A 15,767-nucleotide genomic window follows, 5' to 3' on the forward strand; every position below is an offset into this window, starting at 1 on the left:
TTAATCAATAAAATGTTATCGAAAAAGACAAATTCCTTTAGTAGCTTTTCAAACCTGCTTCATTTACCTAGTTTTGCATTGATCATAGGCTATATAATTTATTGGTTTGAGATATATTTTTTTAAAAAAGGCCAAGGTTTAAGCTCACCATTAGCTACCTGTTTGCTTGCCGTTCTTGCTATATATTTATTTTTCGGACAAAGAAAGCTATTTTTCTCAGCAGTTGATTGGTGCATTAAGGAATATAAACAAGAGAGTAAAATAAGAAAAGCCGTAATATTGCTGGCTTGTTGTATTGTCTTTTTAATACTGTTGACTACATTTTTTGCACTTTTACTACCGCCGCATCTAGCTCAGGAGTTTGATGCCTTGAATTATCATTTGACGCTTCCTCGGCAGCATTTGATTTTAGGTTCCTTTTCGCATATTCACTGGTCTGCGGCCGATTTATTTCCTTTGCCGATACAGTTTGCGCTGGCTCCCTATTGGCTAATTAAGGAGATTCCTAGTAAGTTTATCCATATATTGTTTGTTTTTGGGTTATTAGCGATTTCTTTAAATCTTATAAGGTGTTTTAGCAACAACAATTTTTTGTCTTTATTTATCGGATTAATGGCTATCTTGGGTTCTCATAATGTGGGCATACAAATTCCGATTCTGATGCTTGATATTGTTATATGTTATCTATTTTTAGCTAGTATTGATAGTTTTTTAGAGGGAAAAATTATCCTCGGGTCTATAGAGTTATCTTTCTTTATATGGTCAAAGTCTTTTGTCCCATTTCAAATGTTGGCAATTTTAACTATAATTTTTCTGATCGGATTACTTTTGAAAAAGCTTGGGGCCAATAATAGAAGTTGGGTTTTTGAAAAAACTTCTTACGATAAGTTACTCTCCAGAAAATATCTTAAGAAGAGTGTATTGTATCTATTTCTATCTAGTATGCTTGTCGGCGGACCTTTTATGGCTAAGTCGCTACTTAAGTCAGGAACGCCCTTGTTTCCTTTTTCTCCCGGTCTTCTAAAGACATCTTCAGTTGACCAAAAAACACCGCATTGGCGATCAATCGTAGCTTCTTCAGAAAGGCATTTTTCCACCAAAGATGCTTATGGATCAGGAAGGTCAATATTAGAATTCTTACGGCATCTATGGCTTATAGCTGTGCCCGAAGATCAGACTACAAATCGTTACGACTACCCCCTCGGTTTGCCTTATTTACTTTTTCTTGCCCCTTTTATTTACTTTGTTTTTATATCTTTTAAAAAGAAACAGCTTGTTTTGTTACCTTTATTTGCAGTTAGTTTTTGGATGCTTTGGTGGTTTGGTTCCCAGCAAGCCAGGTTTCTTTATATTCCTTTATTGATTATTTTTATCAGTGTGGCGGCTAAAATAAAACAACCAAGAAATTCATTTATTTACGCCTTAGTTATCGCATTACTCTTTAATTTTATATCTATTTTTAGAGCTCACTCAGGTGATCTCTTCAAGCCTTCAGTAAAGGTGTTGCGAACCAAAGACAAACAGCTGATAGAAATGAATAAAAAGTATCGTGATAGATCTAGTTTGAGTCCAGTAGTTTTAGATTATTATGATGTTGCTTATGCCAATTTTCCTTTAAAGATTGTTGGCAAAAACCGTTTTTGGGTTTTAGAGGAGTAGGATGGAGAAAGATATTGAGGCTATTAGCATCTTAGGCACTAAGCTTAACATTATCCAAATCCCAGGAGTTATTGATATCATGGAGCGTTGGATTAAGGAGGTTGAAACCGGCAATTATATTGTTATAGCCAATGCTAATGATGTAATGATGGGTAGAAAGTATCAAGCTGTTAATCAGTCCATTAATGAAAGTAGCCTTTCGGTTGCCGATGGAATTTCTTTAGTTTGGGCAGCCAGAGTTCAAGGTCGGCATCTAGAACGACGGGTCTACGGCCCGGACCTAATGCTTGAATTTTTAAAAACTAGTTGCCATAAAGAATATTCGCATTTTTTCTATGGTTCCGATCCAGACACTTTAAAAACAATGGTAGATAAAATAAAGACAAAATTTCCACAAATAAAAATAAGCGGGTTTTATTCTCCGCCTTTTAGGAAACTGACCGATAGCGAAGATGAGGCTGTAGCTAAGATGATTAATCAGTCTTGTCCTGACGTGTTATGGGTGGGGTTGGGTTGTCCCAGACAGCAACTTTGGATGCATGAGCATAGAGATAAACTAAAAGTTCCGGTCATGGCAGGGGTGGGGGCGGCTTTTGACTTTATAGCTGGGACTAAGTTACAAGCTCCCCAATGGATGCGTAACAATGGATTTGAATGGTTATTTCGTTTAGTCACCGAGCCCAAGAGGTTGTGGAAGCGATATTTGGTTGGTAATTTTATATTTTTATGGTTATACTTAAAAGAGTTAGTTAAAATAAAGTTTTTAAAGTTTTCGCAGCAATTTAAACCTTAGGGGTAAATTAAAACTAGGAAGGGTTAAACATGAAGAAAGCTTTAAAGGCTAAAGTTTAGGAGGTTAGTAAATGAAAGCAGTAATATTATGTGGAGGAAGAGGGACAAGAATTAGAGATGCCTCAGAAGTTTTACCTAAGTCAATGCTTCCGGTGGGCAATATGCCCTTGCTTTGGCATATAATGAAAATTTACGCTCATTATGGGATAAAAGATTTCGTTTTATGCCTTGGTTATAAAGGGTGGGCGATAAAAGAGTTTTTTTTAAATTATCAAGCTAAGGTTTTTGATGTAGTGTTGAAGTTAGATAAAGAAAATTCAATAATTTATGGCCAAAACCATCATGAAAAGTTAGATTGGAAAATCTCGCTTGTAGAAACAGGCGAAGAATCACAAACCGGAGCAAGAATTTGGAATGCACGCAAATATTTAGAAGATTGTGATATGTTTTGTGTAACTTATGGTGACGGTGTTGGCAATATCGACATCAAATCTTTAATAGAAGTTCATAAAAAATCGGGTTTACTTGGCACAATAACTGGAGTTCATCCTTCAGGCCGTTTTGGCGAAATAGAGACAAAAGGTAAGATTATTTCTTCTTTCGCAGAGAAGCCAAATGTAAGCTTTGGTTCTTATAATGGCGGGTTTATGGTTTTTGATAGAAAAGTTTTAGGAAAATATTTTAGATCTGGAAAAGATTTGATATTGGAGGCAGAAACTTTGCCTAATATGGTGAATGACAAGCAGTTAGGAATATATGAGCATAATGGTTTTTGGCAATGTGTTGACACTAATCGGGAATTAGAAATATTGGAGGGTTTATGGAATTCTTCTAATCCTCCTTGGAAAGTATGGTGAATACGCAAGTAAAATTTTGGAAAGGCAAAAGAGTCTTGATTACGGGCTATGAAGGATTCTTAGGATCTAATCTTGCTAAAGTTCTGCTAAACTTTGGTGCAAAGATATCGGGTTTGGATATTTTGACTAGAAGAAAAGATACAATCCTTACTCAAAAAGAATTAGCCAAGATAAAGATAATTAAAGGAAATGTTGATAATTTATCTTTAGTAAAGAGGATTTTAAGGAATGATAAAATAGAGGTTATTTTTCATCTCGCTGCAGAGGCTTTAGTTGGCGAGTGTCTAAAAAGACCAGTCAAAGGATTTTCGACCAATATTAAGGGAACTTGGAATATTTTAGAAGCTTGGCGGCAAACAAAAATAGCCAAAGCAATAGTTGTAGCTTCAAGCGATAAAGCCTACGGAAGTCATTCTAAGCTTCCTTATAAAGAAGATAGTGCGCTTTGCGGTTTGCATCCCTATGATGTTTCGAAGTCATGTGCTGACTTAATTGCTCATGCTTATCATAATACCTATGGAGCGCCGGTAGTGATAACTCGCTGTGGTAACATTTTTGGTCCGGGAGACTTCAATTTTTCCAGAATTGTTCCTGAAACCTTACGTTCGGTAATTAGAAATAAAACTTTGGTTATTCGTAGTGATGGAAAGTTCACTCGTGATTATGTATATGTTGATGATATTGTAGCCGGATATATAAACTTAGCTCAAAAATCTAAAAAGTTAAAACTATTTGGCCAGGCTTTTAATTTTAGCGCCGAGCAGCCGCTTTCAGTTTTAGCTTTGGTAAAGTTGATTTATAAATTAGCTGACAGAAGATCTAACTATAAAATCTTAAAACAGGCGAAATATGAAATTAAGCATCAATATCTTTCATCTAGGAAGGCTGCTAGAGTTCTTGGCTGGAAACCAAAGCTGAAGCTAGATAAGGCTTTGGAGAAAACTTACCAGTGGTATAAAGATAATCTAAGCAAATGAAGATAAATTTTTTAGGAACAAATGGATGGTACGATACTGATACCGGAAATACTCTTTGTATTCTTATTGAAACTAAAAAAGAATATATTATTCTCGATGCCGGAGGCGGTTTTTACAAAATTGGTCAATATATAAAGAAAAAGAAGCCAATTTATCTTTTCTTAAGCCATTTTCATCTCGACCACATTATTGGACTTCATACCTTATTGCTAGGTAACTTTTCTCAGGGGATTAAGCTTTACGGACCACCGGGAGTAAAGAAATACTTATCACAAATAGTAAATTATCCTTATACAGCGCCAATTTCTAAGTTAAAAACAAAGGTTATCGTTAATCAAATTAAAAAAGAAGTACGTTTTCCTTTTAAGGTTGAGTTTGGCAAGCTGCTTCATCCTTCATTATGTTACGGCTATCGGTTTAATTTGGAAGGCAAAACAATTGTTTATTGCACCGATACCGGAATTTGCAGTAATTTATATAAGTTAGCTAGGGATTCTGATTTATTTATTACTGAATGCTCGGCGACTGCCGGAAAAAAGGAAAAGGATTGGCCTCATTTAACGGCTCAGGATGCAGCTAAGGTTGCTAAGAAATCCCAAGTAAAAAAATTATTTTTAGTTCATTTTAATGCTTCCTTATTTAAAACTGAAAAGCAACGCAATATGGCTAAGGCACAAGCAAAAGAGATATTTGGGAATACTTTTGCGGCCAGTGACGGACAAGTAGTTAATTTATAAAGCTTTAAATAATGAAGAAAACACCCGTAGCTATAATTGGTACTGGAAATATTGGTACTGATCTTTTAATTAAGATCCAGCGTTCGTCAATTTTAGAATGTGTTCTTTTTACTGGCCGGCGTCTAGATTCACGGGGCATGCAAAGAGCAAGGTTGCTTGGCGTACCCATTTCCGATCAATCAATAAAAGCCATTCAGAGAAATCATAATATTTGCGATATAGTCTTTGACGCAACCTCAGCTAAAGCTCATCAATATCACGCACCAATTTTAAAGAAATTAGGTAAGATCGCTATAGACTTAACGCCTTCAAAAGTTGGCAAGATGTGTATACCGGTTATTAACATGAACCAATGTTTAGATGAAAATAATGTGAATTTGGTTACTTGCGGCGGTCAAGCAGCTATTCCAATAGCTCATGCAATTATGAGGGTGCATCCGGAGACCGAATATATAGAAGTTGTAGCAAGTATTGCTTCTAAATCCGCGGGCCTTGGGACTAGAGATAATATTGATGAGTTTACTCAGACTACCGGTGATGCTATTTTAAATTTTACCGGAGTTCCTCGGGCAAAGGCAATTATTATTTTAAATCCGGCTGAACCACCAGTTTTAATGCACAATACCATTTATGCCCAGATTACTAAGCCAAAGATCAAAAAAATGACTGCGGCAATAAATGATATTGTTAACAAGGTTCAAAAATATGTTCCTGGTTATAAAGTAACTGTGGGTCCAGTGGCCGAGGGCAATCGGGTAACGGTTATGATTGAGGTGGTGGGTTTGGGCGATTTTCTTCCTAAATATTCCGGCAACTTAGATATTATTACCTGCGCTGCTGTGAATATTGCGGAAAGTTTTGCTCAAAAAAAGATAAGAGGCAAAGTGCCTTTATGAAAAAAAGGAAAAAGATTTTATTCTTTGATTCTACTTTGCGCGATGGGTCTCATGCAATTAGCCATCAGCTGAAAGCTTCCCAGATTAAGCAATATTGTAAGTATGCAGATGACTCAGGGTTACATACAATTATTGTCGGCCATGGAAATGGTCTAAGTGCCTCATCTTTGCAGGTAGGGTTGTCGGCTCTTTCTGATACAGAGATGATTGTAACTGCTCGCAAGAATCTTAAAGCTACGAAATTGGGAGTTTTTTTGATTCCTGGTTTTGGTACAATTAAGGATGATCTTGCTCCGGCAATTGATCAAGGGGTTGATTTAGTTTGTGTTGCTTCTCATTGTACCGAGGCTAATGTTACTCGTCAACATATCGAATACGTAAGAAAACGAGGCAAAGCCGCTTATGGGGTTTTAATGATGCAGCATATGGCTTCAGCCGAACGTTTATCCGAAGAAGCTCACAAAATGCAAGATTATGGCGCATTGGGTGTTATTTTAATGGATTCTGCCGGAGCTTCTCATCCGGAGATGGTTTCAGAGCGGGTTGGCCTACTAGTTAAGAATCTTGATTGTCAAGTTGGATTCCATGCTCATAATAATTTAGGTTTAGCGATTGCTAATTCATACAGTGCAATTAAAGCTGGGGCTACAATTATTGATGGAACAGTTAGGGGTTTTGGGGCTGGGGCCGGGAATTGTCAAATTGAAGTTTTAGCAGGATTGCTCTATAAAATTGGCGTAAAGACAGGTCTAGATTTATATAAATTGATGGATGTTGGTGATGAAGTAGTAACTAAATTGAGTGAGAAATCTCAAGGTGTGAGCTCAATTAGCCTAATTAGCGGAATAACTGGGGTTTTTTCGGGTTTTTCTAAACATGTTGAGAAAGCAGCTAAGCGATTTGGCGTTGATCCGCGAGATATTTTTATGGAGTTAGGAAAAAGAAAAATGGTAGCCGGGCAGGAAGATTATATTGTTGACGTGGCAATGTATTTAGCTCAGAAGAAAACTGGCCAGAAAGACAGCTATCAGATAGAATCACTTTCTTAATAAGGAGTAGACAATGAGAGTGGCCGATTACATTTTTAATTTTTTAGTCGATAAAGGCGTAAGAAATGTTTTTATGGTTTCCGGCGGCCAAGCTATGTTTTTGGTTGATGCTGTTGGACGTCAAAAAGAAATAGAAGTTGTTTGTACACATCATGAACAGGCAGCTGGGATGGCAGCTGAAGCTTATGGGCGAGTAACTCAAAAATTAGGAGTAGCTTTAGTTACTGCCGGGCCGGGCAGTATGAATATTGTAAATGCGGTAGCCGGAGGCTGGACAGATTCATCACCAATGATGGTTATTTCCGGCCAATCATCTTTATCATATGTACAGTATCAAGAAGAAACTAATATTCGACAGTATGGAATTCAAGGAATTTACATTAAGCCAATAGTTCAGAATATTACTAAGTATTTTGTTACTGTTGATGATCCAGCAAAAATTTTATTTTATCTTCAAAAAGCTTATTATTATGCAACTACTGGGCGTCCTGGCCCGGTTTGGATCGATGTTCCGATTGATGTGCAAAAGATGGAGGTTCCCGATCGCTTATTAGAAGAGTTTGAACCACCGCTTGAGGCTTATCTTCCCGATGAGCTAACAGATAGTGTTGAGCTGTTATTGACGACAATTTCCAAAGCTAAGCGGCCAATATTTTTAGTTGGCCAGGGTGTTCGCTTGGGCGGTGCGGTTGATCAGTTTTATCAAGTTCTTGAAAGATTAGCGATTCCGGTATTAACCTCGCGTCTGGGAATAGATTTAATTAATAGTGATCATCGTCTTTATGTCGGTCGTCCAGGAATTTATGGTGAGCGAGCAGCTAACTTTGCAATTCAGAATGCTGATGTTATAGTGGCTGTTGGCTCGCGCTTAGCAACAGCATTAGTTGGCTATGATTCTAAAAACTTTGGTAAACAGGCTTATAAAATAGCTGTTGATATTGATAAAAAAGAGCTAAATAAGATCGGCGTTGAAATAAATTTGCGAATTCATGCTGATGTAAAAGATTTTTTTAAAGAAATCCAGCGGCAGCTAGTTTCGGTTTCAGTTGGCGATTTTAGTCAATGGATTAAACAATGTAATGATTGGAAAAAGAACTATCCGGTAGTTTTGCCGTCTTATGAGAAGGAGAAACCAGTCAATTCTTATTATTTTACTGAAAAGCTATCTCAGGTTACACCTTCTGAGGTAATGGTTTTGGTTGATACTGGTTCTTGTTTTCATGTGGCTTGTCAGGCTTGGAAGATTAAAACCGGGCAACGTTTTCTTACTACTGGGGGTCTTTCTTCGATGGGTTATTGGGCTGCAGTTTTGGGGGTTTGCGAGGCCAACAATCGAAAGAATACGATTGTTATTACCGGTGATGGTAGCTTACAGATGAATTTACAGGAATTAGCAACAATTAAACATTACAATTTTCCGATTAAAGTTATTATTTTCAATAACAACGGTTATCTTTTAATAAGGCATACACAGAAGAACTACATGAATAGTCGTTTTTGCGGTGAAGGGCCGGATAGCGGTGTTTGGTGTCCGGATTCTTTAAGGATAGCCGAGGCCTATGGGATTAAAGGTGTCCGCATAGATTCAGTTAAAGGGCTTAGTGAAAAAATTAAAGAAGTAATTGAATATCCCGGCCCGGTGGTTTGCGATGTAATGACTCCTGAGTGGCAATTACTTATTCCTCGAGTTTCTTCAGAAAAAAAGCCCGATGGAACATTGGTTTCAAAACCCTATGAAGATATGTACCCGTTTTTGAGTAAAAAAGAATTAAAACAAAACATGCTTTTTGAATAATAAAGGACAAATTTTGATTAAGAAAAAAAACGTACTAGTTACTGGTGCTCGTGGATTCATTGGAAAAAATATTGTTGAACATTTCAAAGCTAACCTTTCAAACAATTATACTGTTTTTTCTCCCTATCATAATGAGTTAGAACTGCTTGATTCTCAAGTGGTTATTTCGTTTATTAAGAGTAAATCAATAGATCTTATTATTCATTGTGCTAATATTGGGGGATCACGTAAAACTGCCTACGATCAAGATCGTACTGATGTGGTATATAAAAATTTAGCGATGTTTTTTAATCTAGTCGGTGCAATGAATAAAGACACTCGAATGGTATTTTTTGGTAGCGGCGCAGAGTATGCCAGAGCCTATTATAAGCCCAAGATGAAAGAAGATTATTTCGATGAACACATACCGGAAGATAGCTACGGTTTTTCAAAATACGTATGTTCTAAGTATATAGAAAGTTCTGAGAAAATAGTAAATTTGCGTCTTTTCGGAGTTTTTGGAAAGCACGAAGATTATGAGTTTAAATTTATATCTAATGCTATTGTTAAAAATTTATTAGGTTTACCAATCACCATAAATCAAAATATTTATTTTGATTATTTGTATATAAACGATTTTTTAAAGATAGTTGAGTATTTTATAGATAAAATGCCTAAACAAAAGTTTTATAACGCTGCTAGAGGCCAAACAATTGACTTGGTAACGATAGCTAAAGAAATTAATAAAGTTTCCGAAAAGCAGTCGGAGATAATTGTTAAACATGAAGGTTTGAATACCGAGTATAGTGCCGATAATTCAAGACTTTTAAAAGAAATCGGTAATTTTGACTTTACTCCTTTTGACCAAGCAATAAAGGAGTTGTATCTTTGGTATAAATCTAATTTGAATAAAATTAATAAAGCCAAAATTACCAAAGATGAATATATTAAGTATTGTCACATAGATAGCCAACAGTAATGAATAACCAGAAGTTATTGCGAAAACAAATCCTTAAAAAGGTGAAGGACTTTCAAGTCAAAAGTCCAAAGTCTAAATTTGTTCCCGGCGAAACTTATATTAACTATGCTGGGCGTATTTTTGACCATGAAGAACTCATCAATTCAGTTGATGCTTCTTTAGATTTTTGGTTAACTTCTGGACGATTCGCTTGTGAGTTTGAGAAGGAGTTAGCAAGATTTTTAGGAATTAAACATTGCATGTTAACAAATTCCGGTTCTTCGGCCAATCTTTTAGCTATTTCAGCGTTAAAGTCACCGTTATTAAAGAAACGAAGTTTGAAGGCAGGCGATGAAGTTATTACCACTGCTTGCGGATTCCCGACAACTTTAAATCCAATTTTACAAAATAATCTTGTTCCGGTTTTTGTTGATTTGGAGTTGGGTACCTATAATATTGATGTTACTAAAATAGAGCGAGCAATTTCTAAGAAAACAAAGGCTATTTTTGTTGCTCATACCTTAGGTAACCCGGTTGAACTAGATGCAATTATGAAAATAGTTAAAAAGCATAATTTATTTTTTATCGAAGATAATTGCGACAGTCTAGGTTCTAAATATAATGATAAATATACCGGCAGTTTTGGTCAAATTTCAACTTGTAGTTTTTATGCCAGCCATCATATCACTATGGGAGAGGGCGGAGCGGTTTTAACCAATGACCCTTTACTTCGCAAGATAATTCTTTCTTTACGCGATTGGGGCCGTGATTGTTTTTGTGAACCAGGCCGGGATAATAGTTGTGGTAAGCGGTTTTCTAAAAAGCAGGGTAAGCTCCCCTTAGGGTATGATCACAAGTATATATATTCACATATTGGTTATAATTTAAAAATTACTGATATGCAGGCAGCAATTGGTTTAGCACAACTTAAGAAACTTAAGAACTTTATTTCTATTCGCAGAAAAAACTTTGACTATCTTTATAAAAATTTATCACAATATGATAAGTATATTGCTTTTCCTAAAGTTAGCAATAAGTCTAAGGTTAGCTGGTTTGGATTTCCTGTTTTGATAAAATCTGATGCGCCTTTTAAGCGGATTGAGCTAGTAAGGTACCTAGAGAAAAATAAAATTGCTACTCGTATGTTATTCGGAGGAAATTTAACTAAGCAACCGGCTTATCAAGGCATAAAATATAGAGTTTCCGGAAGCTTAAATAATACTAACTTAGTTATGGACAATCTTTTTTGGATTGGTGTGTACCCAGGCATCACCAAAGATAAGCTTGATTATATAGCAAAAATATTCTCATACTTTTTTAAGAAATTATGAAGCTTTCGGTAATCATAACTTGCTTTAATGAGAAGGCTACTATCCTGGCAGCCATAGAGGAAGCCAGGCAGTTAGATATCGATAAAGAGATAATTGTTATTGATAATTGCTCTAGTGATGGCACGAAACAGATTCTAGAAGGGTTAGGCGATAAAACTTTACAGATTGTATTTCAACCTAAGAATTTTGGTGTCGGGCAATCAGTTAAGCTTGGTGTTGAAATGGCAACCGGCGATTGTTGTTATAGCCCTTGCGCTGATTTAGAGTATAGGATGAATGATGTTTTTAAAATGATTAAAAAAATGGAGCAAAATAATTTAGATGCTGTTTTTGGGTCGCGTATTGCTGATAGAAAGAATATTTCAAAATTAGTAATTATTAAAGAAAGACCATACTATGCCGCAACAATCGTGGCAACGTATCTTATCAATAAGTGGTATGGAAGAAATTTCACGGATATTATTGCTCCGAAGCTTATTAAAGCAGATATTTTTAAAAAACTAGCTATTAGTTCTAACGGCCAAGCTTTTGAGTTTGAGTTAGTCAGCAGGTTGTGTGAAGTTGGTTGTAGAATAGCTGAAGTGCCTATTTATTATAAGCCTCGGTCAGCAAAGCAAGGTAAAACTATTAAGCCTTGGGATTTTATTCCTGCTTTGTTAGCTATGATTAAAGTGAGGCTATCTAGAAAAAATAAATCATGATTCATTCTTCGAGAAAAATCTATCCTTTTTATATTTTAACTGATGTGTTTTTTATCGTTTTAAGTTTTTTTATACCTTACCTGTTAAAGTATGGCTCTTCGCAGATATCCTCTAGTTTAAATATTAAACTGCCGAATTTTGAAGAATATGTAGTGATATTTATACTTTGGGGTTTATTTATAATTATTACCTTAAATCGAAAAGGTTTCTACGCTACTGATCGCTCGCTGAGTATTCCTAAAGAAGCTTTCCGAGTATCAATAAATATTTTATATGTTAGTATTTTTGTGGCCGGATTGATATTTTTTACTAAGTATCAGTTTTTCTCTCGTGAAATATTCTTTAGCAACTTTGTTTTGCTTTGTGTCTTGTTATCTGGATGGAGAGCGCTTAAAAGATTAGTTTTACGAAAGTTAATATCTCAGGGATTCAAAAATGTAAATGTTTTAATTGTCGGCGCTGGAAAGATTGGTGAGAGTATTGCTGCAGAAATTTACAAAAATCCTTATTGGGGATTTAAAATTTCAGGATTTCTTGATGATAGTAAAGTCAAGGCAGTTAGCGACTTACCGATTTTGGGAACCCTGAGTAACTTTATTTCTGTGGCCAAGAAGTACTTTATTGATGAAGTAATTATATCTATTCCTTCGGAAAGGAAAGCTGTTTCAGAACTAATCAAACAGGCCCAGAAGATGAACTTGGGTTTAAGAATCATTCCTGATAGTTTTGAAGAACCGCTTCCGGTGGTAGAGATAACTAATCTTGGGTTAATTCCTTTACTTACTTATAAAGAGAGGAAGCACCATCCGGCAGAGTTTGCTTTAAAGCGGTTATTTGATATTTTAGTGTCTTTAATTTTGCTGATTTTATTGTTACCGGTTTTTTTAATAGTTTCAATATTAATAAAAATAGATTCAAAAGGTCCGGTTTTTTATATTCGTAAGCGCTCTGGTTTTAAAGGGAAAATATTTAGTTTTTATAAATTTCGCTCTATGGGTCAAGACGCCGATAAGCAAAAAGCCGATCTTTTGAGTAAAAATGAATCTAAAGGCAACCTTATTTTTAAGATGAAAAAAGATCCGCGAGTTACTTCGGTAGGTAAGTTTTTGCGCCGCTATAGCCTAGATGAATTACCTCAAATATTTAATGTTTTAAAGGGTGATATGAGTTTGGTTGGGCCGCGGCCTTTTCCGGTAGAAGAAAGCGATAAATTTCAGTATGAACATCTCCAGCGGTTGACGGTGCGCCCGGGAATAACCGGTTTAGCCCAGATTAGAGGCCGTTCAGACCTTTCGGTTTACCGTTGGATTAAATGGGACCTTTGGTATGTGAACAACTGGTCTTTTCGGCTGGATTTTTTGATTCTTTGGTGGACAATTCCAGTAGTTTTAAAAGGAAGAGGAGCCTATTAATCTGCGTAATCTCTGCAAAAGATTTATTTTTTCCAAACCGACCATTTTTTTCGCAATATTTATCTTAGTTTCTAGTTCATTCATGCGTCAGGTGATGAATTTTGTTAAGGCTAATATTGGAGAATTTGGGTTTAGAACTTTAATAAGCTTAATTTTACTAGCTGTCGGATTAGTTTTTGTAGTTTTTGCAATAAAGAAAATACCGAGCTTAGGGAGAGGTTTTTTTCTTGTTGGACTAACAGCTGTTAGTTTATTATTAGTTTGGCAGATAGAGATAGCTGAGGAAAAAATTCATTTATTTGAGTTTGCAGTTTTAGGTTGGCTAGCTTTTAAAGATACTTGGAGTAAAGATAAAAAATCTAAAGGAGTTATTTTAGCTTTAGTTTTTACCTTTGCTGTGGGCGTTCTAGATGAAGGATTTCAGGCGGTACTACCCTATCGTTATTTTCAAGGCTGGGATATTTTTTTGAATTGTTTAGGGGGTCTTTGGGGGGTGCTGTCATTTTTAATTTTCAGAGGCGCAAGATGAGAAAGTCTCTATTTTTCTTTTTGTTCACATTTTTCGTTTTTTCTTTTTCTGTTTTCGCTGATCAGCAATTAGAAATTCATTTTATTGATGTCGGAGAAGGTAATTCCATTTTTATCGAAACGCCCGGCGGCGAAGTAGTCTTAATTGATGCTGGAAATTTAATTAGTGGATTTAAGTTGTCGAAATATCTAAAAAAGAATAAAGTTGAAAAAATAGATCATCTTATCTTTACTCATCCTCATCTTGATCATATTGGCGGCAGTTTTTTCGTAACTCAAGAGTTTCAGATAGAGAATACTTATGATAGCGGAGAGGATTTATTGAATCTGGCTAAAGAGCAAGATGTCTATCGTTGGTATGCGGATTTAGTAAGAGAGGATAGCAGATATCGAGTTTTAACGGCTGGCGATGGACTTTTAACTGGTGAGGTAAGCTTTAAGGTGCTATGGCCTCGGGATCTATCGCTAGGGTCTGATTTTAATATTAATTCTTTAGTGATTATGATAAAATATAAAGATTTTAGATGCCTTTTAATGGCTGATGCGACTATTGAGGCTGAGCGAGAACTTCTTAAAAGAGGAGAAGTTTTGGGAGCCGATATTCTAAAAGTTGGTCATCACGGTTTTCGTGATGCGTCTTCAGAGCAGTTTTTAGGGGCGGTATCAGCTGATGTGGCCATAATTAGTGTTAACAAGGATAATCTTCGCGGTTATCCTTCATTAGAGGTTTTAGAGCGCCTAAAAAAAGAAAAAGCCGTAATTTATCGAACTGATAAAAGTGGAACTATAGTTATTGAAGTAAATTCTAAAGGGGAATTTTTAGTTAAGGAGGAGTTTTGACTGAAAGCCAAAAAATGAAGATAGTAGATATAATCGATAGGATTGCTGTTTTTTTCTTTGCAGTTTTAATATTTTTTCTTCCTATTTCTAATGCTGCGATTGAGTCTTGTTTTGGGTTTATTTACTTATGCTTCATAACCAGATGTTTTTTTAAGCGGCCGACCCTAAGAGCAATAAGAGAGTTTTTTGCCAATAGGGTAAATTTGTCGTTATTGGTTTTTTATTGCATTGCCGGAATATCAATGTTAGCCACAGGGTCTTTAATTGGTAAAAGTTTTAATGCTTGGTTCTTTAAATGGGGTGAGGGATTTTTACTATTTTATTTTGCTCAAGTTTTTATAAAAAAGGAACATATAAAATATTTATTAGTAGTATTTTTCTGTTCTGCTTTTTTGATTTGCATCAATGGCATATATCAAAAAATATTTTATTCTGGTTTTATAAGAAATTTCAACCTGTCCATTTTATCAAGTAATTCCGGAATCGCTGCGGTTAGGTCTACTTTTCTTCATTATAATGATTTTTCTAGTTATCTAACAGTTATATTTTTTTTGACTTTAGGATTTTTTCTTGACGAAAAAAAAATTATTCGAAGATTATTTATTTTTTGTTTATTCTCGGTGCTATTAGTTAATTTGTTATTTACACTTTCGCGAGGAGCTTGGCTAGCTTTAATAGTCGTTAGCTTTTTTTCAATAATTATTTTTTTTAGTAAAAGAAGGATAGCATTATCTTTATTTATTTTGGCCATTCTTGCGGGTACTTTATTCTTAATTCCAGGGTTTAACGGTAGGCTTGTGAGTATTTTCCAAGTTGGCGGTGATGCTGGTAGATTTTTTATATGGAAAACAGCGATGCTTATGTTTAAGGAATCCCCGTTACTAGGAAGAGGCCCAGGGTTATTCATGGATTATATGAATAGCTATCAATATCGAGGTATGAGCGGCCTAGGCTTTGCAAGCCCTCTGTATGCCCATAACTGTTACTTGCAAATTCTGGCTGAAATGGGAATATTTGGATTGTTGTCGTTTTTTTGGTTTTTGGGAGAGTTATTAAAGAAAGGCTATCGTAGGACAAGAAAGAGTGGAGACTTTTTGCTTTTAGGAATATTATTAGCCTTAGTTGCCTTTTTAATTCATTCTTTTTTTGATACCCAATTCTATTCATTAAAGTTATCGATTTTATTTTGGTTGCTTGTTTCGTTTCTTGGAGTGTGTATTACAAAAGAGTCGCCAAAGGTAATTACTAGAAATTAA

15 protein-coding genes are annotated in these 15,767 nt (G+C 35.5%); all 15 read left to right on the forward strand.

All coding sequences use genetic code 11. The features are described from left to right. The first annotated feature begins 12 nt into the window (after positions 1–12). The 15 genes from K9L86_02935 (at position 13) to K9L86_03005 (ending at position 15,767) form a co-directional block, all read left to right on the forward strand. Positions 13–1,659, forward strand: a complete 1,647-nt coding sequence (locus tag K9L86_02935) for a hypothetical protein (protein MCF7907816.1) — start codon at positions 13–15, stop codon at positions 1,657–1,659. Between the two features lies 1 nt (position 1,660). After that, entirely contained in the window at positions 1,661–2,452 is a 792-nt protein-coding gene (locus K9L86_02940) for a WecB/TagA/CpsF family glycosyltransferase (GenBank protein ID MCF7907817.1), read from the forward strand. 70 nt (positions 2,453–2,522) lie between these two features. Further along, on the forward strand, positions 2,523–3,308 hold the full coding sequence (locus tag K9L86_02945; GenBank protein MCF7907818.1) for an NTP transferase domain-containing protein: 786 nt from the start codon (positions 2,523–2,525) through the stop codon (positions 3,306–3,308). Then, positions 3,302–4,285, forward strand: coding sequence for a GDP-mannose 4,6-dehydratase (locus tag K9L86_02950; protein ID MCF7907819.1), 984 nt, complete (start codon positions 3,302–3,304; stop codon positions 4,283–4,285). Before K9L86_02945 ends, K9L86_02950 begins: the two co-directional genes overlap by 7 nt. Further along, positions 4,282–5,022, forward strand: coding sequence for an MBL fold metallo-hydrolase (locus K9L86_02955; protein MCF7907820.1), 741 nt, complete (start codon positions 4,282–4,284; stop codon positions 5,020–5,022). Before K9L86_02950 ends, K9L86_02955 begins: the two co-directional genes overlap by 4 nt. Positions 5,023–5,033: 11 nt before the next feature. Beyond that, positions 5,034–5,918 (forward strand): acetaldehyde dehydrogenase (acetylating), encoded by an 885-nt coding sequence (locus K9L86_02960; GenBank protein MCF7907821.1) that lies wholly within the window; start codon positions 5,034–5,036, stop codon positions 5,916–5,918. Then, positions 5,915–6,967: a 4-hydroxy-2-oxovalerate aldolase gene (gene dmpG / locus K9L86_02965; GenBank protein MCF7907822.1), complete on the forward strand. Its 1,053-nt coding sequence runs from the start codon at positions 5,915–5,917 to the stop codon at positions 6,965–6,967. Before K9L86_02960 ends, dmpG begins: the two co-directional genes overlap by 4 nt. 13 nt (positions 6,968–6,980) lie before the next feature. Further along, positions 6,981–8,762 carry a thiamine pyrophosphate-binding protein gene (locus K9L86_02970; protein ID MCF7907823.1) on the forward strand — a complete coding sequence of 594 codons (1,782 nt, stop codon included), beginning with the start codon at positions 6,981–6,983 and terminating at the stop codon, positions 8,760–8,762. Between the two features lie 13 nt (positions 8,763–8,775). Beyond that, complete coding sequence (locus tag K9L86_02975; GenBank protein MCF7907824.1) at positions 8,776–9,720, forward strand: NAD(P)-dependent oxidoreductase; 945 nt, start codon at positions 8,776–8,778, stop codon at positions 9,718–9,720. Next, positions 9,720–11,030, forward strand: a complete 1,311-nt coding sequence (gene rfbH, locus K9L86_02980; GenBank protein ID MCF7907825.1) for a lipopolysaccharide biosynthesis protein RfbH — start codon at positions 9,720–9,722, stop codon at positions 11,028–11,030. Before K9L86_02975 ends, rfbH begins: the two co-directional genes overlap by 1 nt. Continuing rightward, positions 11,027–11,731: a glycosyltransferase family 2 protein gene (locus K9L86_02985; protein MCF7907826.1), complete on the forward strand. Its 705-nt coding sequence runs from the start codon at positions 11,027–11,029 to the stop codon at positions 11,729–11,731. The genes rfbH and K9L86_02985 overlap by 4 nt, the downstream gene beginning before the upstream one ends. Next, on the forward strand, positions 11,728–13,143 hold the full coding sequence (locus tag K9L86_02990) for a sugar transferase (GenBank protein MCF7907827.1): 1,416 nt from the start codon (positions 11,728–11,730) through the stop codon (positions 13,141–13,143). The genes K9L86_02985 and K9L86_02990 overlap by 4 nt, the downstream gene beginning before the upstream one ends. Before the next feature lie 82 nt (positions 13,144–13,225). After that, the gene (locus K9L86_02995) at positions 13,226–13,672 is read left to right on the forward strand and encodes a VanZ family protein (GenBank protein MCF7907828.1); all 447 of its coding nucleotides are present in this window, start codon (positions 13,226–13,228) and stop codon (positions 13,670–13,672) included. Then, entirely contained in the window at positions 13,669–14,511 is an 843-nt protein-coding gene (locus K9L86_03000) for an MBL fold metallo-hydrolase (GenBank protein ID MCF7907829.1), read from the forward strand. Before K9L86_02995 ends, K9L86_03000 begins: the two co-directional genes overlap by 4 nt. Further along, a complete protein-coding gene (locus tag K9L86_03005; protein MCF7907830.1) occupies positions 14,508–15,767 on the forward strand; it encodes an O-antigen ligase family protein in 1,260 nt (419 codons plus the stop codon). Before K9L86_03000 ends, K9L86_03005 begins: the two co-directional genes overlap by 4 nt.

The organism is Candidatus Omnitrophota bacterium (assembly GCA_021735655.1).
Taxonomy (GTDB): Bacteria; Omnitrophota; Gorgyraeia; order Duberdicusellales; family 4484-171; genus JAHKAJ01.